Origin of the sequence: Actinoplanes sp. NPDC089786 (assembly GCF_040684855.1) — a bacterium.
Taxonomy (GTDB): Bacteria; Actinomycetota; Actinomycetes; order Mycobacteriales; family Micromonosporaceae; genus Actinoplanes.
In genome coordinates, this window is record NZ_JBFBGU010000014.1 from 1 (window position 1) to 25,680 (window position 25,680).

Annotated in this window: 22 protein-coding genes and 3 pseudogenes; 12 read left to right on the forward strand and 13 right to left on the reverse strand. The window is 71.1% G+C overall.

Annotated elements, in window-relative coordinates; translation table 11 throughout:
• Positions 1-166 precede the first annotated feature (166 nt).
• On the reverse strand, positions 167-1,069 hold the full coding sequence (locus tag AB0O15_RS30940) for an SDR family NAD(P)-dependent oxidoreductase (RefSeq protein WP_364325577.1): 903 nt from the start codon (positions 1,067-1,069) through the stop codon (positions 167-169).
• A 90-nt stretch (positions 1,070-1,159) separates the two neighbouring features.
• On the opposite strand from AB0O15_RS30940, the gene AB0O15_RS30945 reads away from it, so the two are divergent.
• A complete protein-coding gene (locus AB0O15_RS30945; protein ID WP_364325580.1) occupies positions 1,160-1,585 on the forward strand; it encodes a MarR family winged helix-turn-helix transcriptional regulator in 426 nt (141 codons plus the stop codon).
• 107 nt (positions 1,586-1,692) lie between these two features.
• On the opposite strand, the gene AB0O15_RS30950 is transcribed toward AB0O15_RS30945, so the two are convergent.
• The gene (locus tag AB0O15_RS30950) at positions 1,693-1,938 is read right to left on the reverse strand and encodes a hypothetical protein (protein WP_364325582.1); all 246 of its coding nucleotides are present in this window, start codon (positions 1,936-1,938) and stop codon (positions 1,693-1,695) included.
• Between the two features lie 44 nt (positions 1,939-1,982).
• Here AB0O15_RS30950 and AB0O15_RS30955 point away from each other — a divergent pair.
• Positions 1,983-2,051 (forward strand): annotated as a pseudogene (locus AB0O15_RS30955) (DUF1918 domain-containing protein); the annotation flags it as partial.
• A 30-nt stretch (positions 2,052-2,081) separates the two neighbouring features.
• Complete coding sequence (locus tag AB0O15_RS30960) at positions 2,082-2,471, forward strand: hypothetical protein (protein WP_364325585.1); 390 nt, start codon at positions 2,082-2,084, stop codon at positions 2,469-2,471.
• Positions 2,472-2,851: 380 nt separating this feature from the next.
• Here AB0O15_RS30960 and AB0O15_RS30965 read toward each other — a convergent pair whose 3' ends face one another.
• The gene (locus AB0O15_RS30965) at positions 2,852-5,662 is read right to left on the reverse strand and encodes a M36 family metallopeptidase (protein ID WP_364325588.1); all 2,811 of its coding nucleotides are present in this window, start codon (positions 5,660-5,662) and stop codon (positions 2,852-2,854) included.
• A gap of 216 nt (positions 5,663-5,878) precedes the next feature.
• Between AB0O15_RS30965 and AB0O15_RS30970 the strand changes: the two are divergent.
• A pseudogene (locus tag AB0O15_RS30970) lies at positions 5,879-6,016 on the forward strand (hypothetical protein); the annotation flags it as partial.
• Between the two features lie 36 nt (positions 6,017-6,052).
• Here AB0O15_RS30970 and AB0O15_RS30975 read toward each other — a convergent pair.
• The 4 genes from AB0O15_RS30975 to AB0O15_RS30990 all read right to left on the reverse strand — a co-directional run bounded on the left by AB0O15_RS30975 (position 6,053) and on the right by AB0O15_RS30990 (position 9,008).
• Positions 6,053-6,862, reverse strand: coding sequence for a hypothetical protein (locus tag AB0O15_RS30975; protein WP_364325591.1), 810 nt, complete (start codon positions 6,860-6,862; stop codon positions 6,053-6,055).
• 650 nt (positions 6,863-7,512) lie between these two features.
• On the reverse strand, positions 7,513-8,166 hold the full coding sequence (locus AB0O15_RS30980; protein WP_364325593.1) for a response regulator transcription factor: 654 nt from the start codon (positions 8,164-8,166) through the stop codon (positions 7,513-7,515).
• Complete coding sequence (locus AB0O15_RS30985; RefSeq protein WP_364326175.1) at positions 8,163-8,756, reverse strand: ATP-binding protein; 594 nt, start codon at positions 8,754-8,756, stop codon at positions 8,163-8,165. Before AB0O15_RS30985 ends, AB0O15_RS30980 begins: the two co-directional genes overlap by 4 nt.
• Before the next feature lie 3 nt (positions 8,757-8,759).
• Positions 8,760-9,008 carry a hypothetical protein gene (locus AB0O15_RS30990; RefSeq protein ID WP_364325595.1) on the reverse strand — a complete coding sequence of 83 codons (249 nt, stop codon included), beginning with the start codon at positions 9,006-9,008 and terminating at the stop codon, positions 8,760-8,762.
• A gap of 438 nt (positions 9,009-9,446) precedes the next feature.
• Between AB0O15_RS30990 and AB0O15_RS30995 the strand changes: the two genes are divergently transcribed.
• The 3 genes from AB0O15_RS30995 to AB0O15_RS31005 all read left to right on the forward strand — a co-directional run bounded on the left by AB0O15_RS30995 (position 9,447) and on the right by AB0O15_RS31005 (position 11,196).
• Entirely contained in the window at positions 9,447-9,881 is a 435-nt protein-coding gene (locus tag AB0O15_RS30995) for a DUF6326 family protein (RefSeq protein WP_364325596.1), read from the forward strand.
• A 536-nt stretch (positions 9,882-10,417) separates the two neighbouring features.
• Positions 10,418-10,687 (forward strand): tetratricopeptide repeat protein, encoded by a 270-nt coding sequence (locus AB0O15_RS31000; RefSeq protein ID WP_364325598.1) that lies wholly within the window; start codon positions 10,418-10,420, stop codon positions 10,685-10,687.
• Between the two features lie 23 nt (positions 10,688-10,710).
• Positions 10,711-11,196: a hypothetical protein gene (locus AB0O15_RS31005; protein WP_364325600.1), complete on the forward strand. Its 486-nt coding sequence runs from the start codon at positions 10,711-10,713 to the stop codon at positions 11,194-11,196.
• A 404-nt stretch (positions 11,197-11,600) separates the two neighbouring features.
• Here AB0O15_RS31005 and AB0O15_RS31010 read toward each other — a convergent pair whose 3' ends face one another.
• Together AB0O15_RS31010 and AB0O15_RS31015 are read right to left on the reverse strand one after the other, a co-directional pair.
• Positions 11,601-14,333, reverse strand: coding sequence for a molybdopterin cofactor-binding domain-containing protein (locus AB0O15_RS31010; protein ID WP_364325601.1), 2,733 nt, complete (start codon positions 14,331-14,333; stop codon positions 11,601-11,603).
• Positions 14,330-15,139, reverse strand: a complete 810-nt coding sequence (locus AB0O15_RS31015; protein ID WP_364325604.1) for an FAD binding domain-containing protein — start codon at positions 15,137-15,139, stop codon at positions 14,330-14,332. Before AB0O15_RS31015 ends, AB0O15_RS31010 begins: the two co-directional genes overlap by 4 nt.
• 215 nt (positions 15,140-15,354) lie before the next feature.
• Here AB0O15_RS31015 and rho point away from each other — a divergent pair, with 215 nt between their 5' ends.
• The 3 genes from rho (at position 15,355) to AB0O15_RS31030 (ending at position 18,755) form a co-directional block, all read left to right on the forward strand.
• Positions 15,355-16,500 (forward strand): transcription termination factor Rho, encoded by a 1,146-nt coding sequence (gene rho / locus AB0O15_RS31020; protein ID WP_364325607.1) that lies wholly within the window; start codon positions 15,355-15,357, stop codon positions 16,498-16,500.
• Positions 16,501-16,584: 84 nt separating this feature from the next.
• Positions 16,585-16,824, forward strand: coding sequence for a PspC domain-containing protein (locus AB0O15_RS31025; RefSeq protein WP_364326177.1), 240 nt, complete (start codon positions 16,585-16,587; stop codon positions 16,822-16,824).
• A gap of 71 nt (positions 16,825-16,895) precedes the next feature.
• On the forward strand, positions 16,896-18,755 hold the full coding sequence (locus AB0O15_RS31030; RefSeq protein WP_364325610.1) for an ATP-binding domain-containing protein: 1,860 nt from the start codon (positions 16,896-16,898) through the stop codon (positions 18,753-18,755).
• Here AB0O15_RS31030 and AB0O15_RS31035 read toward each other — a convergent pair.
• A complete protein-coding gene (locus AB0O15_RS31035; protein ID WP_364325613.1) occupies positions 18,667-18,942 on the reverse strand; it encodes a hypothetical protein in 276 nt (91 codons plus the stop codon). The two genes, AB0O15_RS31030 and AB0O15_RS31035, sit on opposite strands and share 89 nt — an antisense overlap.
• Positions 18,943-19,220: 278 nt before the next feature.
• On the opposite strand from AB0O15_RS31035, the pseudogene pulA reads away from it, so the two are divergent.
• Positions 19,221-21,818 (forward strand): annotated as a pseudogene (gene pulA, locus AB0O15_RS31040) (pullulanase-type alpha-1,6-glucosidase); the annotation flags it as partial.
• Between the two features lie 27 nt (positions 21,819-21,845).
• Here the strand turns inward: pulA and AB0O15_RS31045 are convergent.
• On the reverse strand, positions 21,846-22,766 hold the full coding sequence (locus AB0O15_RS31045) for an intradiol ring-cleavage dioxygenase (RefSeq protein ID WP_364325616.1): 921 nt from the start codon (positions 22,764-22,766) through the stop codon (positions 21,846-21,848).
• Between the two features lie 164 nt (positions 22,767-22,930).
• Between AB0O15_RS31045 and AB0O15_RS31050 the strand changes: the two genes are divergently transcribed.
• Positions 22,931-24,340, forward strand: coding sequence for a cytochrome P450 (locus AB0O15_RS31050; protein WP_364325619.1), 1,410 nt, complete (start codon positions 22,931-22,933; stop codon positions 24,338-24,340).
• Between the two features lie 16 nt (positions 24,341-24,356).
• Here the strand turns inward: AB0O15_RS31050 and AB0O15_RS31055 are convergent, their stop codons facing one another.
• Both AB0O15_RS31055 and AB0O15_RS31060 read right to left on the reverse strand, forming a co-directional pair.
• A complete protein-coding gene (locus tag AB0O15_RS31055; RefSeq protein ID WP_364325622.1) occupies positions 24,357-25,076 on the reverse strand; it encodes an anti-sigma factor in 720 nt (239 codons plus the stop codon).
• Positions 25,069-25,629 (reverse strand): sigma-70 family RNA polymerase sigma factor, encoded by a 561-nt coding sequence (locus AB0O15_RS31060; protein WP_364325625.1) that lies wholly within the window; start codon positions 25,627-25,629, stop codon positions 25,069-25,071. The genes AB0O15_RS31055 and AB0O15_RS31060 overlap by 8 nt, the downstream gene beginning before the upstream one ends.
• Positions 25,630-25,680 lie beyond the last annotated feature (51 nt).

Sequence of the window (25,680 nt, forward strand, 5' to 3'; positions counted from 1 at the left end):
TCCCGGTAGTAGGCCGCGGTCTCGTCGATCGTCGGCTGCCGATGGCCGTGGGCCTTGAAGTAGTCCTCGGACGCACCGAGCAGCTCGGGGCTGAGCGAACCGTGGCCGTCCCGGCTGATCTCGGCGTGCGTGTGGACATCGATCGCAACGAGGCCGGCGACGTCCATCACGCGTCCGGGGCCTTCGGCGCGGGGATGCCGTAGGTCTCGAGCTGCTCGAAGACCGGGGCCGAGGCGATCGCCTCGGCGCTCCACCCGCCGTCGGCGAACGCGACCGCCTTCTCCGACGGGTGGGCCCAGAGCGCGAGCCGGTCACCGCCGACCCCGATCGCCTGGCCGGTGATGTCCTTGGCCGCTTCCGAGGCGAGGAACGTGATCAGGCCGGTGACGTCGTCGACGGTGCCGAGCCCCTCGTCGCGCCGCAGCCAGGCGGGCAACGGCGCACCGGTGCGTTCGGCCTCGTCGATGACCGGGGCGAAGGCGGGGATGGTGCGGGTCATCTCGGTGGCCGCGACCGGGACCACGGCGTTGACCGTGATGCCGTTGCGGGCCAGCTCGAGCGCCCAGGTGCGGGCCATGGCGGCGATGCCGGCCTTGGCGGCGGCGTAGTTGGTCTGGCCGAAGTTGCCGCGCTGGCCCGCCGGCGAGGAGATCAGGATGATCCGGCCGCCGTCGCCCTGCTCACGCAGGCGCACCGCGGCAGCCCGGGCGCAGGTGAACGTGCCGCGCAGGTGCACGTTGATCACCGCGTCGAAGTCTTCGTCGGTCATCTTCCAGAGCACCCGGTCGCGCAGGATGCCGGCGTTCGTGATCAGCACGTCGAGCCGGCCGAACACCCGGACCGCGGTCTCGACGAGGGCCTGCGCCGTGGCGGTGTCGCCGACCGGCGCGGTCACCCCCGTCGCGCGACCGCCGCCGTCCGTGATCGCGGCGACCGCGGCGTCCACCGCCGTGGCGTCGACGTCGTTGACCACGACGGCCGCGCCCGCGGCGGCCAGGGCCTTCGCGTACGCCAGTCCGAGTCCGCGACCGCTGCCGGTCACGATCGCCACCTTGCCACCGAGATCCATGAGCAACCACCCTGGGAGAAAGGACAGGAAACCTGTTCTTCACAGCTTCGTATCGAACAGGCTTCCTGTCAATGCTCTACCATCCAGCCCATGACGGCTGTTCCCCGCACGACCGCTTCATCGCTGCTCTACCTGGTGAAACAGCTGGAGTTGCTGGTCCGGGCGCGGCTGAGCGACCTGGTCCGGCCGGCTGGGATCACCGCCCTGCAGTACACCGCCCTGACCGTGCTGCACCGGCACGACGGCCTGACCACCGCCAAGCTGGCCCGCGACTCGTTCGTCACCGCCCAGGCCATGGCCGACATGGTCTCCACGCTCGAGGAACGCCGTCTGATCCGGCGTGAACGCAACCCCGCCAACCGCCGCGAGATGCTCATCTACCTCACCGGCACGGGCACCGAACTGCTGGCCGGGCTGGCCGAACCGGTCCGCCGGCTGGAGGAGACGATGACCAGCGACCTCGACCCGGTCGAACTCCGCCGCAATCTCACCTCGGCCTGGCAGGCCCTCGCCTGACCGGCGCCGGCCGGCTCAGGCCGGGAACGGGCGGTTGAAGGTCTCCGGGCGGTAGGTCAGGTACCGGCCCGGCCGGCCCTCCGGGTCCGGGCCGGTCGCGCGGCCGTTCATCGCCGCCCGGTCCAGTCCGGCCACCTCCCGGTACGCAACCGCCGGGCCATCACCTCGATCGCGGCCACGTACTCGCCCGTGACGCAGGTGCAGTGACCGGCGGTGGCGACGTAGGTCTGCCGCAGCAGCCCCTCGTTGCCCCGTGACCGTACGACCGTCTCGTGGGCCTGCTGCTGGGCGATGGTCGAGATCTGGTCACCGATGCCGTTGAGCACGATCGGGGTGAAGGCGACGCCACCCAAGTCATCACCCTGAGCGTGTACGGGCGTCGAGGACGCGTTGTCTCGGCGAGCACCGCCGGGTCGGGCTGGTCACCGCGATCGTCCGCAACGACGGCACCCCGCCCTACCGGCTGCGCTGGCTGGACGTTGCTAGGAAGGACCTTGTGACCAAGCCGGCCATGCGCGAGGACCTGGCACGGCGCGCGGCGCCCTTCCTGCCGCCGAAGGCCGAGGTCCGGCAGGTGTTCATCTACCAGACCGCGCCGAACTTCGTCGTCTTCGTGCTCGTCTACCTGACCGGACTCGCCATCTTCTGGGCCCGGTACCGCTGCGTCGCGGTCACCCCGGAGACCATCTACGTGCTCGCGAGCAGCCGCTGGTCGGGCGGTGGCCGACCGCAACGGCTGATCGGCGCGGCGCCTCGGCGCACCCGGCTCGGGCCGGTGTCCGGCCGCTGGGGGCGGACGCAGCTCCTCGGCGAGCGCTGCTGGGTCCACCGGCGCTTCCACGATCAGATCGCCGCCGCCGACCGGGAGGCCGGACTCGCCGGGTAAGAGGCCTCGGTGGCGCCGAAGGTCATCAGGGTCTGCGCCGGAGGCGTCTGGGCGGGCGGACACAGCACGGGGGCACACGTGCCGCCCGCCCAGACAGCCGTCCCGGCGGCGGTCAGCGCGACGCTCTCCATGGCGGTGGAATGCGAACGCGCGACCGGCCCGGCGGGTGCGCGGCAACGATTGGTGGCGGACTACCGAGTCGGGCCGGCCCGAGGTGCCACACTCGCTGGAAGCGCGGGCAGTCGTCGACAGGGTCAGCACGACAGCCGATCCGCCGCGGCGGATCGGACGTGTCGCATCGATGATCCCGCACTCCTCAGGGACCAGTTCGGACCGGAGCTCCGGGTGCCCATGCGCCCGAGCAGGGCACCCGGAGCCGCTTATCGGGCGTTACCGTGCACCGCAACCTCAGCAGTGTCGACGAAGTAACAGCCTGCGTAGTATCCGTCGGCCTCCGGGCAGTTGATGCCGTTCTCGGCGGTCTGCGTCCCGAGCATGGTGTAACGCAGGTAGCGCACCCCGGAGGTGCTTCCGGCAGCGAGCGGGACCTCGTTCATCTTGTTCCGGTTGGCGACCCCGAAGTGGCCCTCGGAGGCGACCGTCCAGGTCTGGCCGTCGGCCGACGTCTCGACCCGGTAGTCACCGGTCGAGGCGCTGAGGTCGTCGCCACAGGTCGCGGTGGGGTCGATCACGATCGACGAGACGGTGACCGGCTTCGGCAGTTCCACCACGAGGAAGCGTGGATCCATGCGGTTGTCGGCGTCGAATCTGGCGTCGGTGCTCCAGCCTGTCCACGGCAGGGTGTCGAGGACGTCGCCCGGACCGCAGCCGAAGTCGCTGTAGTCCTCGCCGTTGAAGCCGGCCACCTTGCTGCCGCCGCCGGTGGCCGCCCAGTCCCGGTCCAGCGCCCAGTCGACGGTGTTGGCGCCCTGGTGTATCCGCACCTCCTTGACACCCACCGAATAGGCGGCGGCCACCGCGTTCACCTGTGGATAGGTGCCGCCGGGGAGCACTCCGGTGATCGTGTAGCGGCCCTGCGGGTCGGTGGTCGCCTGATACGGGTTGGCGAAGCCGGAGGCGTGTCCGGCGAAGGTGACCGTCGCCCCGGCCAGCGGCGCGCCGGTGACGGAGTCGGTGACCGTGCCGCTGACCTTGGTCCGCAACGCGTCCCGCGTCGGCGGCACCGAGAAGTCCTCGACCGGGGTGGTGCTGTAGCCGCCGCCGAAGTCGGAGGCGAACCAGCCCATGCCACGACCGGCGAACACCTTCCAGATCTTCTTGGCGTCCCGGCCGTCGCGGGTGACCTTGTCGGCCATCAGGATCGAGTTGCGCATGTCGAGGAACGACGGGTTGGCCGGTGACAGCTCCATCGCCCGGGTGACCAGGGACTCGGCGAGCTTCGAGCCGACCGACGTACGCAGGTCCCAGAGCGTCTCGCCCCAGATCTCACCGTCCGCGTGCGCCTCCGGCCCACTGACGATCTTGCCGAAGTCGCCGTACGTGTAACCGCCCGATCCGGCGCCCGGGGTGCCCGGGCAGACGTCCGCGGGGGCGCCGACCGCGCAGTCCAGCGGCTGCGTACGGATAAGGTTCTGATCGTCGCCGACATAGCGGCCGACCAGCACCTCGCCTGGGGCCGGCGTGTCGGTCTGGAAGCCGTCGGCGACCAGCTTGTCGAAGGCGTACCAGTCGCTCCACGCCTCGCCCATGGAGTAGCCCTGGATGCCGTACAGGGTCGAGTTGCCGGACGCGTCGACCACGAGCCGGTTGGACATTCCGTGGGTGTACTCGTGGAAGACGATGTCGGCCTCGTCCCCGGAGTTGGCGGCCAGGAGTGGGTCGGCGAACAGGTACATCTGCATGCGGCCGGGCACGTCGTCCGGGGTGGGCAGCATGTTGGCGTTGTTGAGGTAGGCGGGGTCACCGGTGCCGAACAGGTCGGCGCCGTCGATGGCGTTGACCTCGATCGGGTCGCCGTCGGCGGTCTCGTAGTTGCCGGCCGCCCGGGTGAAGCCGATCGGCGACTTCTCCAGGTGGTCGTGGAAGCTGCTCACGTAGTAGAACAACTGGGCGGCGTTCTGCTTGGCGTTGTCCTTCCACGAGTACGGGACCTTCGGGTTCCACGAGCACTGCTTGTCGGCGGCGCAGGGCGGGCCGACCTGGCTGGTGAAGTCCTTGAACGGGAACCGCCAGTCGCCGGGCTTGTTCGGGGCGACCTCTTCGCCCTCGTTGGCCACGTCGTCGTCGTTCACGTCGAGGAACACGTGGGTGGAATCGCCGTTGAGCGTGGTGGCGTCGGGCGCGATCCAGTTCTTCAGCGGCCGCTGCTGCTGCACACCGCCGAGCGGGGCGCCCGGGTAGTTCTGCCACACGGAGGCGGCCGGCGCGTTGTCGTTGAGCAGCAGGTCCTGCCGGTAGAGGACCCGGCCGGTGGCCGCGTCGACCACATGCAGGTAGCCGGCCTTGGTGGAGAGGATCTGCCAGGCCGGGCGAGCGCCGCCCCTGGTGGCGAAGGCGACCAGCTTGGTCGGGTCGCCGGCTCGGGCGGTGGCCGGTGACCCGGCGTCCTTGGCGGCGGTGTCCCGGGCCTGGGCGGCGGTCAGGCGGGCGGCGCCCAGCGAGGCCGGCAGCGACGCGGCCGGGGAGCCGGTGACCTGGATGAGCTCGCCGTTCCTGGTGACGTCGGCCTTGACGCCGTTGCCGAACACCGGCACGTTGCCCACGACCTGCTCGTAGCTCAGGTGGTGGGTGCCGTCGACGTCGACGTAGTCCTTGCGGAGCCGCAGGGCGGCGGTGTCGCCGAAGACGCCGGGATTGGCGGCGAGGTAGGCGGCGACGATCTCCTTGGCCGGCTTGGCGCTGGCGGTGGTCAGGAACCCGTCGAGGCGGGCGACGCGCCGGGCCGTCCCGGTGGCCGGGTCGATGTCGACCAGGCCCTGCGGGCCGAGGCCCTCGTGCAGCTTGGTGACGGCGGTCGGTTGACGCTTGGTGCGGAGCGTGGTGGTCGCCTGTTCACCCAGGACTCGGGCGTCGAAGTTCGCCCGGCGGTCGCCGGGATGGTGGCCCTGGTCGGCGGCCGGAGCGGAGGGGCCGGGGTTCGGGGCGGCCGCTGCCTGGGCTGGAACGGCACCGAGGCTCAGGACAGCCGCCGCGGCGATCCCGATGGGTCTGCGTACTCGTACGGAACTCATCGATCGACTCCTTCAGGCCCGCTCATGCGGCCTCTGAGATGGAAGGACTCGTTCCGCCGCACCCCGAGGATGGGGCCACCGTGTCGGCAACGCGGAACGCACCAGACCGTAGGCAATTTGACGTTGTTCAGGTTCGACGCGGCTCGCTGAACAACAAACGCCGGACAGAGAAGACGACGGATGAAGGCTTTGTCGCCCCGGGGAACGCCCGGGCGCGGTCCCGCGCTGGTCGCCGCCGGCTACCTCGAGGGCACCTACAGCGAGATCTACCCGCAGGTGTCCCTGGACGAAGCCGGCATCCTGCGCCTGTTCCGGCAGTTCTCCGCGCCCGGAGGCATCCCCAGCCACGGCTCCCGGGCCACGCGGTCGGCCAGGTCGGCGGGGTAGGGCTCAGCGGCCCCGGAGCACGTCCTCGCGCGGCGGCAGCCAGGGCGCGCGTACCCGAGGGCACTGATCCTGACCCGGGCCGACCTCGACCTCGAAGATGCTGGGACCGGTCTCGCCGTCGAAGCGGAGGTCGGCGACCGTCCAGCCGTCCCCTCGGGGCGCGGCGTACGGGGCCCGGGCGAACTGCATCAGCGTACGGACGGCGCAGTACTCCCCGGACAGCGTGCGGAATGTGTCGGCGGCGATCGACAGCTCGCCGACCCACGCGATCGCGGCCGTGCTCGGCTGGGCCACCGGCACCAGCGGCGCGTCCGTCTCGCCACCGCCCGGGTAGAGCCGGGAGCATCGCTCGGCGGTGATCAGGCCGGGTGCCAGCGAGTGGTACGCCTTGCGGATCACGTACTGGTCGCCGCTGATCTGCACGGCCAGCACCTGACGGCAGGCCGGGTCGGCAGGCAGCGGCGTGAGGACCGTGTCGAGGGTGCGGGCCGCCGGGAAACGGTCCGCCAGCACCTCCTCGACCTGGTTCTTCGCGGTTCGGCCGGCGCCGATCAGGACGGCGGTGACGGCGAGCCAGGCGGTCAGGCCGCTCGCGATCGCGACGCGGGGCGACGTGAAGCGGCCGACCGCGATCATCCCGGCGGTCAGCAGGGTGAGCACGGCCGCGAAGACGACGGGTACGAAGCCGCTGAACCAGGCGAGCCCGACCCCGGCCGTCAGCACGACCCCGACCAGCACCCGCGGGATCCGGCCCGGCAGCACGAAGAGCAGGACGGCCGCGCAGGCCCAGAGCAGCGGTTCGACGAAGCACACCGCGGTCGGTTCGGTCCCGGAGATATACCGCGGGATCGGCTACCCCGCACCCATTGACGAGGAGTCCTCCAGTGCCGGCAGCGCCGGCACCTTCTACGTACTGACAGTGCTGCGTCCCGCGCGGCAACAAGCCATAGTCCTGATGGCCAACGCGGGCGACGACAACGCCCTCATGCACGGTCCTGTGCTGGAGGCCCTGACCGAGTACCTAGCCCGAACGCCCCGACACGGATAGACCACGGCGAGGCCGTACATCAAGCTTGGCCACAGACGACAACACCAACCGACTCAAGACGGCCCTGGCCCAACGGCGAACTCATCTGCCGTGATCCGGTCAGCGCTACGCAGGGTCACGGCAAGCCTGGCGCTGTCCGCACACGGACATGCCGATGACAGGGCGTTCCCGAATCTCGGGATACGTCCATCACGCGTTTCATAGCCCATGAGGCGAAACGCGGTGACAAGTAGCCGACGAACCGTTGCGAGGCCGTGGCCGAAAGAGTGGCTGGCATTGAGGTTTGGCATGGTCGTGGCTTGTCCTTCGTTTACGCCGCATCGGCGGCAAGCCTCGCTGGGCGGTGAATTGTGTCTGCGATCGGGGTTCTGGCGTCGGCGTCGCTCGTGTCGATGGGTTATCCAGGGCCTCGGATTTACTTGACGCGTTTTGTTTCGTAGGCCCACATGGCGAGTTCGACCCGGTTTCGGGCACCCAGCTTGGTCATGAGGCTGGCGAGATGGAACTTGACCGTACTCATGCTGATGTGGAGTTCCTCGGCGATCTCGGCGTTCGTCCGGCCTCGCGCGACCGTGCGCAGCACGTCTTCCTCGCGTTGGGTGAGGGCGTCGATGGGTTGGGACGGCGGTGTGGCGGGGACGTTCGTGGAGAACGTGGCGAGCAGTCGGCGGGTGACCCCTGGGTCGATGAGCGCGTCGCCTTGCACCGCGGCGTGGATGGCCCGGATCAGCTGGTCGGGTTCGGTGCCTTTGAGGAGAAAGCCGCGGGCGCCTGCCTTGAGGGCTCCGTGAATGTATTCGTCGGTGTCGAACGTGGTGATCACGACGACGGCGATCGGCTCGGTGACGTGCGGTCCGGCGAGCAAGCGCGTGGCTTCGATACCGTCGAGGTGCGGCATGCGGATGTCGAACAGACAGACGTCGGGCCGCAGTTGCCGGGCGAGGGCGACGGCCTCACGTCCGTCGGGGGCCTGTCCGACCACTTCGATGTCAGGCTGGCCGTTGAGGATCGTTGACAGTCCTGCACGGACGATGCCCTGGTCGTCGGCGATGAGTACGCGAATGGTCATGGCGCGGCACCGTGGCGTGGGAGAACGGCCCGGACGGTCCAGCCGCGATCCGGGTTCGGTCCGGCTATGAGCGTCCCGCCGAAGAGTGTGACCCGCTCGGTCATGCCGATAAGCCCGTATCCGGAATGGTTCGGGGCGGGCGAGGTACGGGCGCCGTCGTCGCTGACGGCAAGCTGTACGTCGGTTGCGGTTCCGCTCACGTTGACCTGGACCCGGGTTGCGTGTTGTGCATGCCGTTGGGCGTTGGTGACCGACTCCTGCGCGACCCGGTAGAGGGCGGCCTCCAGCGCCGGTGGGAGGTTCGTCAGTTCGCCGTGCAGTGCAACGTCGATGCGAAGGGCGTCGGTGCTGTTGGCGGCGAGCCGTTCGATGTCGGCGATGCGACGTCGGGGGGCCGTGGCCGGCCGTGTGTTGCGGTCGCGTAGTGCGCTGACCATCGTGCGCATCTCGGCCAGGGTTCGGGCCGCTTCGCGGTCAATGGTCTCGAGCGCCTCGGTCGCCCCGCTGAGCGACGACGACCGCGCGAGGAACAGCCCGGCCTGCGCCTGGATCGCTATCGCGGAGACGTGGTGGGCGACGGTGTCGTGCAGCTCTCATGCGAGTTGCTCTCGCTCTTGAAGCTTGGCCTGTTCGACCAGTTGCTGGCGGGCGGTGCCTCGGTAGCGGATCGATGCCCCCAGCGCCGCCGTGAACAGCAACAGGGCGGTCGCGGCGATCGTCTCACCGAGCCCGAGGGAGTTTCGGCCGACAATGACGGCGACGGCGACGGCGACGATGACAGCCCCGATGACGGCATCGCGGCCGGCACGCCATCGGAACAGCGAGTAGGTCAGCACCAGCACGACCCACCCCACTGCGCAACTCCACGGGCTTGGCATGCGCGATGAACGTGGCCACGTCGAGCACCGCGAACCCTCCGAACGCGAACGCCACCGCTGTCACGGGGTGGGTTCGCCGGTGGAGCGTCGCGACCGCCAGTCCGCATCCGAAGGCGATTGCGACGGGTCGCCACAGCAGATCAGTGCGAAGGACCGCTTCGACCGCGACCACGACCACGACGATCGTGGCGAGCGCCCAGTCGCGCCTGCCCGCCATCGCAGCGTTCCGCATTCCCGTCACGGTAGTGGTCGTGCGTTGGCGGACGCACCGGCCACCGGGACGGTCTGCGACCTGGCCCATCGGACAGGTCAGAAACCGGCCGGTGGACCCGGGTGCCCGCGGTCGGTCACGTCGAGAGTGGAGACCGCTGGAGGCTATCGGCTCACAAAAGGAGACCATCGGTGGACAGGAAAAGGGCAACAGAGCTGCAAGATTCGAAGCCGGACGTCAAGGTCGTACTCAGTGGCCTGTGGATATCCACGATGTTCGTGTTCGTGTACGTCGATGTCTTGGCCTCCTTCCGGGCCGACAACATCACCTCGGTGCTCGAGGGCAGAATCTCCGGTACGGACATCGAGATCAACCAGAGATTCCTCGTCCTCGTCACGATTTTCGCGATAGCCCCGAGTCTGATGGTCAGCGTTTCGCTCCTCGCCCGAGCAAGGATCAACAGAATCGTCAACATCGTTGTCAGCCTGGCCTACGTGGCATCCGCAGGCGCAACGATCGTCGGTGAAAAATGGATCTACTACGTCGTCGGAATGGTCGTGGAGATGATGCTCTGGCTCGCGATCGCACGAGTCGCCTGGACCTGGCCAAGACACCCGGCCCGATGAGCGCCCGCGTCCAGACCTGACCAGCATGATCATTCAACTCAGCCGCACTGTCATGCCGCGATCCGCGCGCTACCCAGCGTGACGGTGAGGTGAGCGGCATGACGCACGGACATGCCGACGTTAGCGCGTCACCGCCGACCCTGGCGAGTACTTGTCGCGCCGCGCAGGCCCCTTAGTCGGCAGCCTCCGAAGGCATCACATGTCAGCCGAGATCTAACTGATTGCAAATCCTCCGTCGCAGGCGTGCCGCCGGATCTCGGCCGACGGGAACCGCAGGAACTCATCGTCCACGGTCGTCATTCGATTCATTGGCAGGCTGGGGAAAGCGGTCGGCTGATCGGCTGATCGGAAAAACGGATCGCTCCGGTCGCCACCCTCATCGCCGACACGGGCGGCGAGCTCGTCGACTGACCGACCATCCACCTGTTCACCGTCGCTCGGCGCCCCAGAACGGAAAGCCCGGACCTATGTCACAAGACCTAGAAGCCGCACGTCAGGCTCCTCGGGACGCTCTGACGGAGGGCGATTCGGAGGCCGTGGCGTGGACCGGCATCCGCGCCGGTGACCTGCTCGTCCAAGCCGGTGAGATCGAGGAAGGACGCTCGGCCTACGAAGCAGTCCTCGAACATGGATCAGAGGCGCTTCGCCCACTCGCGATGACCGCGCTCGGATCTCTACATCGGGCCCGACAGGATTGGCCTGCGGCCCGGGCGGCGTACAAAGCCGCAATCGAATCCGGAGACCCCGACGCGGCGCCGATGGCGGCGTTGAATTTGGGTGGCCTGGAGGCCTTCTACGGCAATTGAGCGACGCAAAAGCGGCATATCAGATGGTGATCGATTCCCACCATCCGAAGCTCGCGCCCTACGCGGCCAAGGCCCTCGCCGATTTACTGTCGGCGGAAGACGACGACAAAGCCCTTCCCCTTTACCGGCTGGCGCTCGACAGCGGCAACCCACGCGTGGCGCCGGAGGCCGGCCTTGGCCTTGGCCTTGGCCGCATCATGCGCGGTGGCGGCGACTCTGCCGCCGTGGAGGCGGCTTACGAGGCTGTCATCGAGGCGGGCCGGCTCCCGGCGTCCGCAACGGCTCTGATCGAGCTCGGCCTGCTAAGGCTGGCGGCCGCCGACCCAGTACAGGCCAAAGACTATTTCGAAAAGGCCTCGGCGCAGCACGCCGGCAATCCGAGCGGGCGTGCCGAATCGGCGCTGCGGCGCATGGCTCGGCTCAAGATTGAACCTTTTTCAACCTGGCGACCGGCCGGAGGCTTCAGCGCCGTTGACCGGCGCCGCTCCGTACGGCCCTGGCCACGTTGAAAAAGGTTCATTGATCCGGTGCCCGCCGGATCTGATCCGATGTCCCGCCTGGAGAATGCATTGACGAGAGGCTCGGCCGTCGCGCTGACTGGCGCGGGAATCAGCATGGATCCCCCGGCGGGGTTGCCGGACTGGAGTGCGGCGGCTACTTCGAATCCTTTCGGGTACTCGAGGACGGAGCGCCGAACCTGAACCACCGGTGGTCAGCCGCAGCCGCCAAGGCCGGAGCAGTGACGTACATCCTGACCTTCAACTTCGACCTCTTCCTCGAGCGGGCGCTGGATGAGGTCAAGGTCCCGTACCGAACATATCGGACAGATACGGCCGCGCGAGTCGAGCAACCGGGCGGAGCAGGCGGCGCTCGAGCCGGCTCCCGGGCCCCAGGACGGCGAGTGGGGTCCGGGTCACGGGTGGTCAGCATGGCGGCTGAGGGCCAGCCAGATGCGGTCGCGGGTGAAGGGTGGGTCGGTGAAGCGGATTCCGGTGGCGTCGCGGAGGGCGTTGGCCAAGGCGGGGGCCACGGGGTTGAACGGGCTTTCGCTCATGGACTTGGCGCCGAGGGGGCCGATGGTGTCGTCGGTGTGGGCCAGGTGCACCTCGGTACGTGGGATGTCGGCGAAGGTGGGGAGGTGGTACTGGCGGAAACCGGCCGTGGTGACGTGACCCTCGGGGTTGATGTCGACGTGTTCGGACAGGGCCGCGCCGATGGCCTGGGCTACGCCGCCTTCGATCTGGCCCCGGATCTGCAAGGGGTTCATGACGGTGCCCGCGTCGGCGCTGTGGACGCTGGACAGGATGCGGAGTTCGCCGGTGCGGGGATCTACGGCGATGCGGAACCAGTGGGCGTTGAAGGCCACCGAGCGGGGGCTTCCGGCCCAGTGGCCCTCGGCTCGCAGGGGGTGGGGCGTGCGGGCCGCCAGCTCCTTCAACGTGGGGCCGTCGGTCACGGCGTCGGCGGTCAGGTCGGTGCCGCCGGAGGCGTCCAGGATCTGAACGCGCAGGGCGCGGGCGGCGTGCAGGACGGCCTTCCCGGCCACCACCACGCCGGTCGAGGCGAAGGCGCCGGTGTCGTGGGGCACCACGTCGGTGTCGGACTGGCGGATGGTGATGCGGTCCGGGGTGGTGCCGAGCGCGTCGGCGGCGATCTGGGCGTGGACGGTGGTGCTGCCGTTGCCGAACTCGGCGGTGCCGACGGCCAGTTCGTAGGTGCCGTCCGGCCGGAGTGTGGCCACGGCGTCGGCGAAGTGGCCGCCGGGTGGGCCGGCCGCGATCATCGCGATCGCCATGCCCTCCCCGACCAACCAGCCGCTCGGCGCCTCGGCGCCACGACCCGAACCGTCCGACAGCGCGCCTCCGCCGATCACGACACCGGACGGCGCCGGCGGAGAAGGCGGCACCGAGGAGGACGACGGCGGGGTGGAGGGGCGGGGAGCGGCGTGGGAGCGGAGGTGGGACAGGCACTGGTCCAGACCGTAGCTGGCTATGGTGAGGTCGTCGGCGTGGTCGCCGGGGGCGGTCAACGGCTCGCCGGGGCGGACGACGTTGCGTTCGCGGAAGGTGATGGGGTCCAGGGACAGGGCGCGCGCCAGTTCGTCAAGGACCGACTCGACGGCGAAGGAGACCTGGCCCAGGCCGTAGCCGCGGAAGGCGCCGGCCGGGACGGTGTTGGTGTAGACGGCGTGGGCGTCGGTCCGCTTGTTGGGGCAGCGGTAGACGGCCAGGGACTCGTGGCAGCCGTGGAACAGCACCGCGGGGCCGTGGTTGCCGTAGGCGCCGGTGTCGGAGACGGCCTCCAGGTCCATGGCCGTCAGGGTGCCGTCGGCCGCCGCGGCCGCTCGCAGGCGGACCGTGAAGGCGTGCCGGGTGGTCGCCGCGGTGAACTGCTCGGCCCGGGTGAACTCCCACTTCACCGGGCTTCCGGTACGCAGGACGGCGAGGGCGACGAGGTCTTCGGTGAGCATCTCCTGCTTGCCGCCGAAGCCGCCGCCGACCCGGCCGGTGAGCACCCGCACCGCGGACGGCGGCAGGTCGAGGACGCGGCAGAGCGCCCGGCGGGTCAGGAACGGCGTCTGGGTGCTCGACCGCACCACGAGGCGGCCGTCGTCGTCGAGCCAGCCGACCGAGCCGTGCGTCTCGAGCGCGGCGTGCTGGACGCGCGGCGTACGGAAGACCGCCTCGAACTCGGCCGCGCCCGCCGCGAAGCCGGCGGCGACGTCACCGAGCTCGTCCCGCAACCGGCCGACGACGTTGGTGTCGCCGTGCAGCAGCGGCGCGCCGGGCGCCATGGCCGCCACCGGGTCGAACACCGCCGGCAACACCTCCCACTCGACGCGAAGCGCCCGGCACCCCTCCTCGGCCGCGGCCTCCGAGGAAGCCACCACCGCGGCCACCCGCTGGCCGGCGAAGCGCACCGTGTCGTCGAGCAGCCGCGTGTCGGCCGGGTCCTCGGACGCGTGCTCGTGCTGCGCCGTCGAATAGAGCGTGGCGGGTACGTCGTGGTGCGTCAGCACGAGCCGGACCCCGGGCACGGCCGACGCCGCGGACGTGTCGATCGACCGGATCCGGGCGTGGGCGTGCGGCGACCGCACCACCTTCAGGTGCAGCAGCCCGGGGATGTCCAGGTCGAACGTGTACCGCTCCGCGCCCGTGACGATCACCGGCCCGGCCGGCGCGCCCACCCCGGCGCCGACCGCGTGTCCGGGCCGGGCCGGGTCGACGTTGCACACACCGTCGAGCGCGTCGGCGATCGCGCGATATCCGGTACACCGGCACAGGCTTCCCTTGAGGGCGCGCGCCCGGTCCAGGCCGGACGGCAGGGCGGCCGCCGTCATGATGTAGCCGGCCGTACAGAAGCCGCATTGGAAGCCCTGCGCCTCGAGGAACCGCTGCTGTACGGGGTGCAGGTCACCGCCGGCGCCGAGGCCTTCGATCGTGGTGATCGACCGGTCGGACGCGCGGAAGGCCGGATAGACGCAGGAGTGCACCGGCACCCCGTCGACATGCACCGTGCACGCCCCGCAGTCGCCGGTGTCGCAGCCCTTCTTCACGCCGAAGTGGCCCAGGGACCGCAGATAGGTCCGCAGGCACTGCCCGGGCCGCGGCGGCGGGCCGTCGACCGGCGAGCCGTTGACGATCATGACGACAGCTCCCGGCGGATCTCCTCCGCGTAGGTGCGGGTGAGGTGCCGGCGCCACGCGGGCAGGCCGTGCACGTCGTCGACGTACCCGTCGGCCGGGATGGTGCCGGTCAGCGCCACCTGCAAGGTCTCGGCCGCCGGCATCGAGGGGAAGGTCAGCGCGTACGGCCGCCAGGTCGACCCGGTGACGGTCAGCGTGAACCGCCCGTCGACGTCGCGGCGCCCGACCAGCAGGGCCGCCGACCGGCCGTGGGTGTGCAGGGAGCCCTGCCGGAACGTGGCCACCCCGGTCAGGGCGCGCGCCGGCAGGTCGATCGAGCGCAGCAACTCGCCGTCGGCCAGCACCGTGGCGCCGTTCCCGGTGACGAAGGCCGACACCGGCACCCGCCGCTCCGAGCCGTCCGGCGCCAGCAGCAGGCACTCACCGTCGAGGCCCGCGGTCAGCGCGATCATCGGACCGGCCGGCAACGCCGCGCACAGGTTCCCGCCCACGGTGGCGACGTTCCAGATCTTGAAGCTGGCCAGGAAGGCGTGGCAGCACCCCCGGGTGATCGCCCGCAGCGCCTCGAAGCGCGGCGGCGGCGCATACGCGGCCAGCTGAGCCACCGTGCACGTGGCCGCGATCTCCAGGCTGTGCTCACCGGCGGTGAGCGGCGCCCAGCCGGCGGCGGCCAGGTCGAGGAGGCGGCGGACGGCCGGCCGCGGCTCGCCGAACAGCGCCGTGCCCCCGGCCAGCCACGCGTCACCCGGCCGCCACTGCCCGACGCCGGCCGGGCTGACCACCTCAGCGACAGTGTTGAGGTCCACGCTGCGACGCTACGCGTCCCCTGTTACAGCCCGTAGAAGATTGCCGAACGACCACCTACGCGCTACCCTGGCCTCATCGCGCGGTGACCACCGACCCGCAGCGACTCTCCGAAACGAGGCTCTCTCAGCGGCCTTGTCTTTCCTCTGGCTCCGAGCGAGAGCGCCGTTACGCGCATGCCGCCGGGCTGACCAATCCCATTGGAGTACCACAGAAGATGACCACCCAGACCAAGGCGCCGACCCGGCGCCGTGGGAGCAGCCGGCCCGCCGACGAGCGCCCACAGAACCAGAACCCGTCCACGACCACGATCGAGGTCGACGGGCTGGTCGACATCGTCAACGACCGCGCCTGGATCCGGGCCGCCGGCTACCTGCCCGGCCCCCGGGACATCCCGGTCGACGCCCGTGGCCTCCGCCGTGGCGACCATGTGCGGGGCACCGCCACGACGACCGGCCGCCGCCCGGCCACCCTCGACCTGACCAGCGTCAACGGGCACGACCCGGCGCAGATCAGGCCCGACTTCTACGACCTGACGCCGCTCTACCCCCGGGACCGGCTGCGCCTGGAGACCGACCCGGCCGAGCTCACCACCCGGGTCATCGACCTGGTCATGCCGATCGGCAAGGGTCAGCGGGCGCTGATCGTCGCCCCGCCCAAGGCCGGCAAGACGATGGTCCTGCAGTCGATCGCCAACGCGATCACCCGCAACCACCCCGAGATCCACCTCATGGTGCTGCTCGTCGACGAGCGCCCCGAGGAGGTCACCGACATGGAGCGCTCGGTGCGCGGCGAGGTGATCGCGGCGACCTTCGACCACACGCCGCACGAGCACGCGGCGCTGGCCGAGCTGGCCGTCGAGCGGGCCAAGCGCCTGGTCGAGGAGGGCCACGACGTGGTGATGCTGCTCGACTCGATCACCCGGCTGGGCCGGGCGTACAACCTCGCCGCCCCGGGCCGCGGGCGCACGCTCAGCGGCGGGCTCGACTCGACCGCGCTGCACCCGCCGAAGCGCCTGCTCGGCGCCGCCCGGGCGCTGGAGAACGGCGGCTCGCTGACCATCATCGCGACCGCGCTGGTGGAGAACGGTTCGGCGATGGACTCGTTCCTGTTCGAGGAGTTCAAGGGCACCGGCAACGCGGAGCTGAAGCTGGACCGCGGGCTGGCCGAGTCGCGGATCTTCCCCGCCATCGACGTCAGCGAGTCGGGCACCCGGCACGACGAGCTGCTGCAGGAGCCGGCCGAGCTGGCCGTCGGCGGGCACCTGCGCCGGGTGATCGACGGCCCGGACCAGTACCAGCGCTTCCTGGCCCAGCTCAGGGGCACCCCCGGCAACGCGGCCCTGCTGAGATCAGGGTCCTGACCGGGGCCTTCCCCGATGAAACTCGGGCACTCGCCGGCCCATCATCGACGTAACAGCACAACGAGATGAGAGCGAGTGATCACCATGAACGCCGTCCACGACTCGATGGCACGGCAGGGTCTCAGCCGGCCGCGCGACGGACGCATCCTCGGCGGTGTGTGCGCCGGTCTGGCCCGGCGTTTCGGGCTCGACCCCTGGATCACCCGGCTGATCTTCGCGGTGACGCTGCTCGTCATCCCCGGCAGCCAGATCCTGATCTACCCGGTGCTGTGGATCCTGATGCCCTCGGAAGAGCGTAGTTTCGCCGCCCAGCACCTGAGCTGACCGTGGCGGCTGACGCCGCCCGAAAGAACAAGACTGTTTCTGACGGTCGGTTCGGCCGCAATCTGTACGCCATGCGCGACGAGATCGCGGCCGAACAGGCCCGCCTGGACCGGCTCTACGCACGCCTGGATGAGCTGAAGGAAGAGCAGATCACGCGGCGAGCGCGGTTGGCGGCGGCCGAGGACAGGCTGTGCTTCGGCCGCACCGAGAACCTCGCCGTCGGCCGCATCACCCTGATGCGGGGCGATGAACCGCTGCTCGTCGACTGGCGCGCGCAAGCGGCCCGCCCGTTCTACGACGGCACGTCGCCGCGGCTGCTGCTGCGGACCCACGGCCGCCGGGTGATCGGCATCGACACCGGCCCGAGCTTCGACGCCGACCGCACCGGCCGGATGCCCGACATCGTCGCCACCATCCAGGCCGAGCAGGACGCGATCATCCGCAGCGACCCCGACGGCGTGCTGGTCATCCTGGGCGGCCCCGGCACCGGCAAGACGGCGGTCGCCCTGCACCGCGCCGCGTACCTGCTCTTCCACCGCCCGGCGCTGGCCGATCATGGCGTGCTGGTCGTCGCGCCCTCCCCCACCCTGCTCAGCTACCTCGACCAGGTGCTTCCGGGCCTCGGCGAGACCGCGGTCACCCTCACCACGCTGACCGAAAACGCCCAGTCTGACGACGACCCGCCGATCGCCACGCTCAAGGCCGACCTGCGGATGGCCGACCTCCTCGCCGACGTCCTGCGCGGCATCCAGGACACGCTCCCCTTCCCCGAGGCGGTCGCCAAAGCGCGGGCCGAGCCGCACAACCGGGCACGCGCCGTCTACACCCAGGCCGTCGCCGACGCCCTCTCGGCCGAACGCCAGGCCCTCGAGGACCAGATCGAGGCGGACGTCGCGGACACGCTCGCCGCGGCCGGAATCGATCAGGCGGTGGAGGACGACCTGCGCAGGCTCGGCCTGGCCGAAACCCACGATCAAGATCAAAACCATGATTTTGTACGCTCGACGGCGGAAGCCTGGTGGCCGGTTCTTTCTCCCGAGCACGTGGTGGAGACCCTCTACGCCGACCCGCACCGGCACGCCGCCGGCCGCCTCACCCCGGCCGAGTGCGACCTCCTGAAACGGGCGCCGGGCCAGCCCTGGACCACCGCCGACATCCCCCTGCTGGACGAGGCGGCCGAGCTGGTCGGCGCCGACGGGCAACGCGCCTACGGGCACGTGGTGGTCGACGAGGCCCAGGAACTCACCCCGATGGCCTGGCGGATGATCTTCCGCCGCTGCCCGAGCCGGTCCCTGACGATCGCCGGCGACGTGGCACAGACCGCCGACCCGGCCGGCGCCACCGATTGGGCCGACGCCCTGCGGCCACACGTCGGCGACCGGTGGCGCGCGGCCCGGCTGACTGTCAACTACCGGACACCGGCCGAGATCATGGACGCCGCCGCCGCACTGCTGCCCGCCGCCGACCGCCCGAGATCGGTGCGGGCCACCGGCGTACCCCCATGGCGAAAGACCGTCACCAGGAGTGAGCTCGCCGCGATCACCGCGCACGAGGCCGGGCGCGGTGGGATGGTCGCCGTGATCGCCCCGGACGACCGGGTGGCCGAGATGGCCGAGATGATCGGCACGAGGAATCACGGACCCGGCGCCGACCTGACGGCCGGGGTCGTCGTGCTCGGCGTACGCCAGATCAAGGGCCTGGAATTCGACAGCGTGCTGATCGCCGGCCCGGCGGCGATCCTGGCCGGGCCGCGTGGCCGCAACGCCCTCTACGTGGCGATGACCAGGGCGACCAAGCGGCTGGGCCTGGTCGAGATCGAAAGCGTCGAGCGGGGCGAAGAGGTCAGTCGTCCGTCGGCACCGACATCGGCCGGCGTTCCTCCTCGCGAGCCGCGATCTGGGACATCGCGCGGCGGTACTGGCCACGGGTGATCTCACCGTGCGCGAGTTGCGCCGCCAGCACACCCTCCAGGCTGCCCGGCGCGCTCGGCAGCACCTCGACCCGCGGCGTGGCCTTGGCCTTCGCCGTGTGCTTGCCGAAACCGTCACGCACCGCACACCACGCGGCGAAGACGACCAGGCCGCCCAGCACCAGCGTGAGGAGCATCAGCAGGATCACGAACTCCACCTCCGCCTGGAGATACGCAAATGAGGCGCGCCCGGTTCAGGGGATCGAGCACGGCGGCGGCCCGGATGGACCCGGTCACCGGGCGTCATCGACGACGTTATCCACAGGGGATTGCTCGCCCGTCGAAACGGCGGATAGCGTGCTGGACATCCACCGATGCCCGTTGAAGGGGATCAATGTCGATGCCCAGATCGCTGATACCCGCCCTGGCCGTCCTGGCCCTCGTCCTGCCCGCCGCGCCCACGGAGGCAAGCGCCGGCGCCGACGCCGACCTGACCAGGTCGGCGGCCGTGTGGCTCGACCGCTCGTCGATCGCCTGGGCGACCGACACCGACGGCAAGACCTATGACCTGGTGTACGCCCGGAACGGCGGCATCGCGATCACGAACGGCGAGCTGACCGGCGCCGAGCACAGCCTGCGCCTGACGGCGGCGCCCGGCGGGCTGACCGTGGCCCAGCGCCGCAGGTACCCGCACCTGGCCGACCACCCGGCCGTCCGGCTGAGCCGCCACGATCAGGCGAAGGTGGCCGGGGCGCTGCGCGGGCAGGTGGTGATCACCGAGCGCGACCCCGACGGCCGGCTGCTCGCCGCGACCGGCGCCCAGATCGCCGGGGCGCTGGACGACATCTACGCCGCCGCCTCGAGGCAATCCCTCGGCGCCACGATCGAACGGGACCGCGTGCGGCTGAGGGTGTGGGCCCCGACCGCCGCGGTGGTGAAGGCGGAGGTCGGTGACGCGATCGTCCCGATGCGGCGGGACGACGCCACCGGTGTGTGGTCGGTGACCGGACCGGTGAGCTGGACGGGCCGCTACTACCGCTACCGCGTGACCGCGTGGCAGCCCGCGGCGGGCCGGGTGGTCACGGCGTCGGTGACCGACCCGTACTCGGTGGCTCTCTCGGCGAACTCCGGGCGCAGCCTGATCGCCGGCCTGGCCGACCCGGCCCTGGCCCCGCCCGGCTGGCACCGGCTGGTCAAGCCGGCCGCGACGGCGAAGCCCCAGATCTCCGAGCTGTCGATCCGCGACTTCTCGATCGCCGACGCCACGGTGCCGGCGGCCGAACGCGGCACCTACGCGGCGTTCACCCGGCGGGACAGCGCCGGCATGAAACACCTGCGGGCGCTGGCCGCCGCCGGCACGACCCACCTGCACCTGTTGCCCGCGTTCGACTTCGCCACCATCCCCGAGCGCCGCTCAGATCAGCAGCAGCCGCCCTGCGACCTGCCGTCGCTGCCGCCCGACTCCGACCGGCAGCAGGCCTGCGTGGCCGCGGTCGCCGCCACCGACGGCTACAACTGGGGCTACGACCCGCTGCACTACACGGCGCCCGAGGGCGGGTACGCCACACAGCCCGAGGGCGCCGCGCGAACGCGGGAGTTCCGCCGGATGGTGGCCGGGGTCAACGGCGCCGGGCTGCGCGTGGTCATGGACGTGGTCTACAACCACACCTCGGCGGCCGGCACCGATCCACACAGCGTGCTCGACCAGATCGTGCCCGGCTACTACCAGCGGCTCAACGCCGACGGCACGGTGGCCAACTCGACCTGCTGCGCCAACACCGCGCCGGAGAACGCGATGATGGGCAAGCTCGTCGTCGACTCGGTCGTCACCTGGGCGAAGTACTACAAGGTGGACGGGTTCCGCTTCGACCTGATGGGCCACCACCCCAAGGCGAACATCCTGGCCGTACGCGCGGCGCTGGACCGGCTCACCCCGGCCCGCGACGGCGTGGACGGCCGGAACATCGTGCTCTACGGCGAGGGCTGGGACTTCGGGGAGGTCGCCGGGAACGCCCGGTTCGTCCAGGCCACCCAGGCGAACATGGCCGGGACCGGCGTCGGCACGTTCAACGACCGACTGCGGGACGCGGTGCGCGGCGGCGGGCCGTTCGACGCCGACCCGCGCATCCAGGGGTTCGCGTCGGGGCTGTACACCGACCCGAACGGCGACCCGGTCAACGGGACGCCGGCCGAGCAGCGGGCCCGGCTGCTGCGCTACCACGACCAGATCAAGGCCGGGCTGAGCGGCAACCTGGCGGCCTATCGCTTCGTCAGCACCGCGGGCGAATCCGTGACCGGCGCGCAGGTCGACTACAACGGCTCGCCGGCCGGGTACACGGCGGCGCCGGGCGAGGCGATCACCTACGTCGACGCGCACGACAACGAGATCCTGTACGACGCCCTGGCCTACAAACTCCCGACCGGAACGACGGCGACCGACCGGGCCCGCATGCAGACCCTGGCCCTGGCCACCACCGCGCTGGGCCAGGGCGCCGGGTTCGTCACCACGGGCAGTGAGCGGCTGCGGTCGAAGTCGCTCGACCGGAACTCGTTCAACTCCGGCGACTGGTTCAACCAGATCTCCTGGGACTGCCGGGACGGCAACGGCTTCGGGCGCGGCCTGCCACCCGCGCCGGACAACCAGGACAAGTGGCCGTACGCGAAACCGCTCCTGGCCGACCCGGCCCTGGTGCCGGACTGCGCCACCATCGGCCGGGCCGGCGCCCGCTACCGGGAACTGCTCGAGGTGCGCGGCTCGTCCCCGGTGTTCGGGCTGTCCACCCTGAGAGAGGTGCAGAAGCGGCTGACCTTCCCGCTCGCCGGCGCCGGTGAGACGCCCGGCGTGCTGACCATGCGGCTGGACGGGCGCGGGCTCGACCGGCGCTGGTCGTCGGTGACCGTGGTGTTCAACGCGACCCCGGCTGCCGTCACCCAGACCGTGCCGGCGCTGCGCGGCCGGGCCGTGTCCCCCCATCCGGTGCTCGCGGCGTCGGCCGACCCGGTGGTGCGGCGGGCCACCGCCGACCGGACAACCGGGACACTGACCGTGCCGGCCCGTACGGTAGGAGTCTTCGTGGAGCGCTGACGTTGTGGATATCCTCGGCGGCCGGAGTCAGTTCCCTGGGGGCGGGCCGCTGGGCGGGGTGCCGCCGGGTCCGCCGCCGGGCGGGGTGCCGCCCCGGCCGCCGCCGCCCTCCTCCTCGCCGGACGGGTCGATCGCGATGGTCAGCGTCGCCCGGTACCCGTCGGTGACGCTGCCCGACATCGTCGCCAGCTCGGTCCGGGCCGAGTCGTTGCCGAAGACGTTGTCGGTGGCCAGCGACACCTGGCTCAGGTTTCGCACCGAGGCCGAGTAGCCGCCGGTGGCATAGACCGCGTCGGCGTCCGTCTCGGGGAGGGCGATCTGCGACGTCTTCACGATCGGCCCGTCACCGTCGGTCGCGTCGGCGAGCGACGAATACACCTCGAAGTGGATGTGCGGCCACCGGCCCGAGTAGCAGGCCGGGAAGATGCTGGTGAAGGTGGCCTTGCCGGTGGCGTCGGTCTCCTGGATGCCCCGCAGGTAGTTCTGGTCGGTGACGCCGTCGGAGTACAGGGAGTAGCGGCCCTCGCGGTCGCAGTGCCACGCGTAGACCGCCGCGCCGGTCACCGCCTTGCCGTTCAGGTCGTTCACGACCAGGGAGAATTCGAGGGGTACGCCGGCCGCGGTGCCACTGGCGTCGCCGAAGGACGAGCGGATGTCCTTGCGGACGATCCCGTCCAGGGTCCGGACGTCGGGGCCGTTGGACCCGTCGGCGGGAAAGGGGCCGGCCGTCTCCGACTCGACCTCGGTCAGCGAACCGCTCGACGAGGCCGGCGCCGAGGACGACGTGGACGGCGTGTCCTCGCTGCCACAGGCGGCCAGCACGGCCAGGGTGCCGGCGCCGCCGAACGCGGCGAGCAGCTTGCGCCGGGACATCGTGCGCATGTCGAACCGCAGCCCCTTGTCGTGCACGCGGCGCACGTACGCCGCATTGTCCTCAGGGTTGTGCATCAGGCTTGACCTCTCTCGGGGATCGGGTACGACCTACCCAACCCCCGCGGCCTGTGCACCCCCTGTGACTCGCCTGTGCGCAGCGTGTCCGTAACCCGCAGATCCCGACATCAGCCTTTTGCGACCGGGCCCGGGCTGGTACGCAGGTGTCGGAGGTGATCGCCGTGCCTGACCGTCCCCCGATGGCGCCCGGATCGTTCCTCGCCGGTTCGCTGCCTGTTCTCCGCGCCGGCTTCCTGTCCGCCTGCGAGACGCTGTTCGCCCAGCACGGCGACGTGGTGCGGGTCCGCGTCGGCCCGCCGGGGATCGGCCGGGAGCTGACGTTCCTGTTCTCGGCCGAGGCCGCCCACCGGGTGCTCGCCGCCAACCAGGCCAACTACCGCAAGGACAACGTCAACTACGGCGAGCTGCGGCACGCTCTCGGCGACGGGCTGCTGACCAGCCAGGACGAGACGTGGCAACGCCAGAAGCGCTTCCTGCAGCCGCTCTTCACACACAAGCGCGTCGCCGGGTACGCCGCCATCTTCGCCGCCGAGACCGACCGGCTGGCCGACGAGTGGCGCGGCGCGGCCGGTGACCCGCAGATCGGCGCCACGCACATCGGCGCCACGCAGATCGGCGGCACGCGCCTCGTCGACATGCACGAGGAGATGACCCGGTTGACCCTGCGCATCGTCTGCCGGGTGCTGTTCGGTCGCGATGTGGACAAGGCGCTGCCGGTCGTCCAGCGCTGGGTCGACCCGCTGGGCAAGGCGATCCGCCGGCGGGCGCTGATGCCGGTCCGGGTGCCGCACTCCTGGCCGGTCCCGGTCAACCGGCTGATCCAGCGGGGGCAGGCCGAGCTGTTCGAGGTCTGCGACGAGATCATCGCGTCCCGGCGCTCGTCCGGCCCCGGGTCGGCCGGCTCGGACCTGCTGGGCCTGCTGGCCGACGCCCGCGACGGCGGGGAGGCGCTCTCCGACGAGGAGGTCCGGGCCCAGGTGCTGGTCTTCCTGCTGGCCGGGCACGAGACCACGGCGACCGCGCTGACCTCGGCGATCTATCGGCTCGGCGCGCACCCCGAGGTGCAGGAACGGCTGCGCGCGGAGGTGTCCGGGCCGGCGGCGACGCCGTCGGCCGAGGAGGCGCTCGGTCTCCCGTACACCACCATGGTTCTGAAGGAGACGTTGCGCCTCTATCCCTCGGCCCCGGTGATCGGCCGGCGCGCGGTGGCCGACGACGAGATCGGCGGCTTCCGGATCACCGCCGGGTCGGACGTGCTGGTCTCACCGTGGGTCGTGCACCGGCACCCGGCCCACTGGCCCGACCCGATGCGCTTCGAGCCGGAACGGTTCACCCCCGAGCGCGAGAAGGCCCGCGACCGGTACGCGTGGTACCCGTTCGGCGGCGGCCCGCGCACCTGCATCGGCATGTACTTCTCGCTGCTCGAAGGCGTGGTCGCGCTGGCCGGCCTGGCCCGGCACTTCGCCTTCGAGAGCCCGGCCGAGCAGCCCGCCTACACCCACGACGTGACCCTGCGCCCGGCCGCCGGCATGCCGATCCGCGTCACCCACCGCGAGGTGGTGACCCGCTGAGCTGGAGTGAGCCGAGCTAGAGGGTGCCGGCCAGCACCGGCGGGCCCGGGTCGTCCTCGCCGACCCGCTGGCTGGTGATCTCGATGCGGCGGAACTGGCGCAGCGGGACGCCGGACCACAGCTCGACCTTGCCCTCCTTGTGCATGTGGAAGGTGCCGAGCGGGACGTACTGGCCGTCCTTCACCGCCCAGCCCTGGTAGTAGCTGCCGGCCGGGGCGGAGGGCAGCCCCTGGGCGTTGAGGACCAGCCGCCAGCCGGCGTCGCGCTCGATGATCTGGATGGTGCCGTGGGCCTGCGGGAGGGCGCCCCCGCCGGCCAGTTGGACGGTCGCGGACGGGCGCTCGCGGGTGGCCAGCACGCCGCCGATGCCGCCGGCGATCAGCACCAGGGCCACCGCCGCGGCGGTCGCCCACTGGCGGCGCCGGCGACGGGTGGCGCCGGGCCGCGCCCGGTCGGCGCTCGGCCCGCGCGGAGGCCGCATGTCGGCCGGCCGGTCGTCCGGCGGAGCCTGCGGAGCAACCGGCGAGGCCGGAGCCTGGGGGGCTACCGGCGAGGCCGGGGCGGAGTCGGTTTCGGCCTTGGCGATCAGAGCCGCGATCCCGCCGGGAAGGTCGGGCGGCGCGTCCCACATTCCGGGGTGGGACAGCAGGCCCGAGACCCGCGCGATCGCCCCGTCCTGCCCGCACGGACCGTTCTCGAGGGCGGCGGCCCGTTCGTCGAGCACGTCGTCAGTCATCTGTCGCCCCCGAAGCCGAAGCGGGCTCGTCCAGCAGAAAACCCAGGGCCGCCGCCAGCCGCCGGTGGGCCCGGTGGGACCGCGACTTCACGGTGCCGACCGGCAGGCCGAGCTGGGTCGCGATCTCGCTGTGGGTGAGCTGGTAGAAGTGCGCCAGCCGGACCACCGCCGCCTCGTCGGCGGGCAGGTCGTCCACCGCCCGCCGGACCTGCCAGGCCTCCCACAGCCGCTCGGTCGAGAGGGGCTCGATCGGGACCTCGGGCACCTCGACGGCGCTCATGGCCGGCCCGCGCCGTTCCCGGCGGTAGACGTCGATCGCGGCCTTGCGGGCGATGCCGAAGACCCACGGCGCCAGGTCGCGCATCGGGTCGTACCGGCCGCGGCCGCGCCACAGGGAGATGAACGCCTGCTGGGTGGCCTCCTCGGCGAGCCCGCGGTCGGTCAGCATGGTCACCGCCATGCCGTAGACGGGGCCGCGGAAAGCGGTATAGACAGCGGCGAACCCGTCCTCGTCGCCCTTGGCGAAGAGGTCCGCCAGCCCGGAGTCGTCCATGGTGCACCCGATCGTAGGCGTACGGCGTCGCCGGTGGCAGATGCGGGTCGG

Coding starts and splice junctions, on each gene's coding strand:
- AB0O15_RS30940 (WP_364325577.1), bottom strand. CDS start 1,069: ATGGATCTCGGTGGCAAGGTGGCGATCGTGACCGGCAGCGGTCGCGGA.
- AB0O15_RS30945 (WP_364325580.1), top strand. CDS start 1,160: ATGACGGCTGTTCCCCGCACGACCGCTTCATCGCTGCTCTACCTGGTG.
- AB0O15_RS30965 (WP_364325588.1), bottom strand. CDS start 5,662: ATGAGTTCCGTACGAGTACGCAGACCCATCGGGATCGCCGCGGCGGCT.
- AB0O15_RS30980 (WP_364325593.1), bottom strand. CDS start 8,166: ATGACCATTCGCGTACTCATCGCCGACGACCAGGGCATCGTCCGTGCA.
- AB0O15_RS31005 (WP_364325600.1), top strand. CDS start 10,711: ATGGTGATCGATTCCCACCATCCGAAGCTCGCGCCCTACGCGGCCAAG.
- AB0O15_RS31010 (WP_364325601.1), bottom strand. CDS start 14,333: ATGATCGTCAACGGCTCGCCGGTCGACGGCCCGCCGCCGCGGCCCGGG.
- rho (WP_364325607.1), top strand. CDS start 15,355: ATGACCACCCAGACCAAGGCGCCGACCCGGCGCCGTGGGAGCAGCCGG.
- AB0O15_RS31025 (WP_364326177.1), top strand. CDS start 16,585: ATGAACGCCGTCCACGACTCGATGGCACGGCAGGGTCTCAGCCGGCCG.
- AB0O15_RS31030 (WP_364325610.1), top strand. CDS start 16,896: ATGCGCGACGAGATCGCGGCCGAACAGGCCCGCCTGGACCGGCTCTAC.
- AB0O15_RS31045 (WP_364325616.1), bottom strand. CDS start 22,766: ATGCACAACCCTGAGGACAATGCGGCGTACGTGCGCCGCGTGCACGAC.
- AB0O15_RS31055 (WP_364325622.1), bottom strand. CDS start 25,076: ATGACTGACGACGTGCTCGACGAACGGGCCGCCGCCCTCGAGAACGGT.
- AB0O15_RS31060 (WP_364325625.1), bottom strand. CDS start 25,629: ATGGACGACTCCGGGCTGGCGGACCTCTTCGCCAAGGGCGACGAGGAC.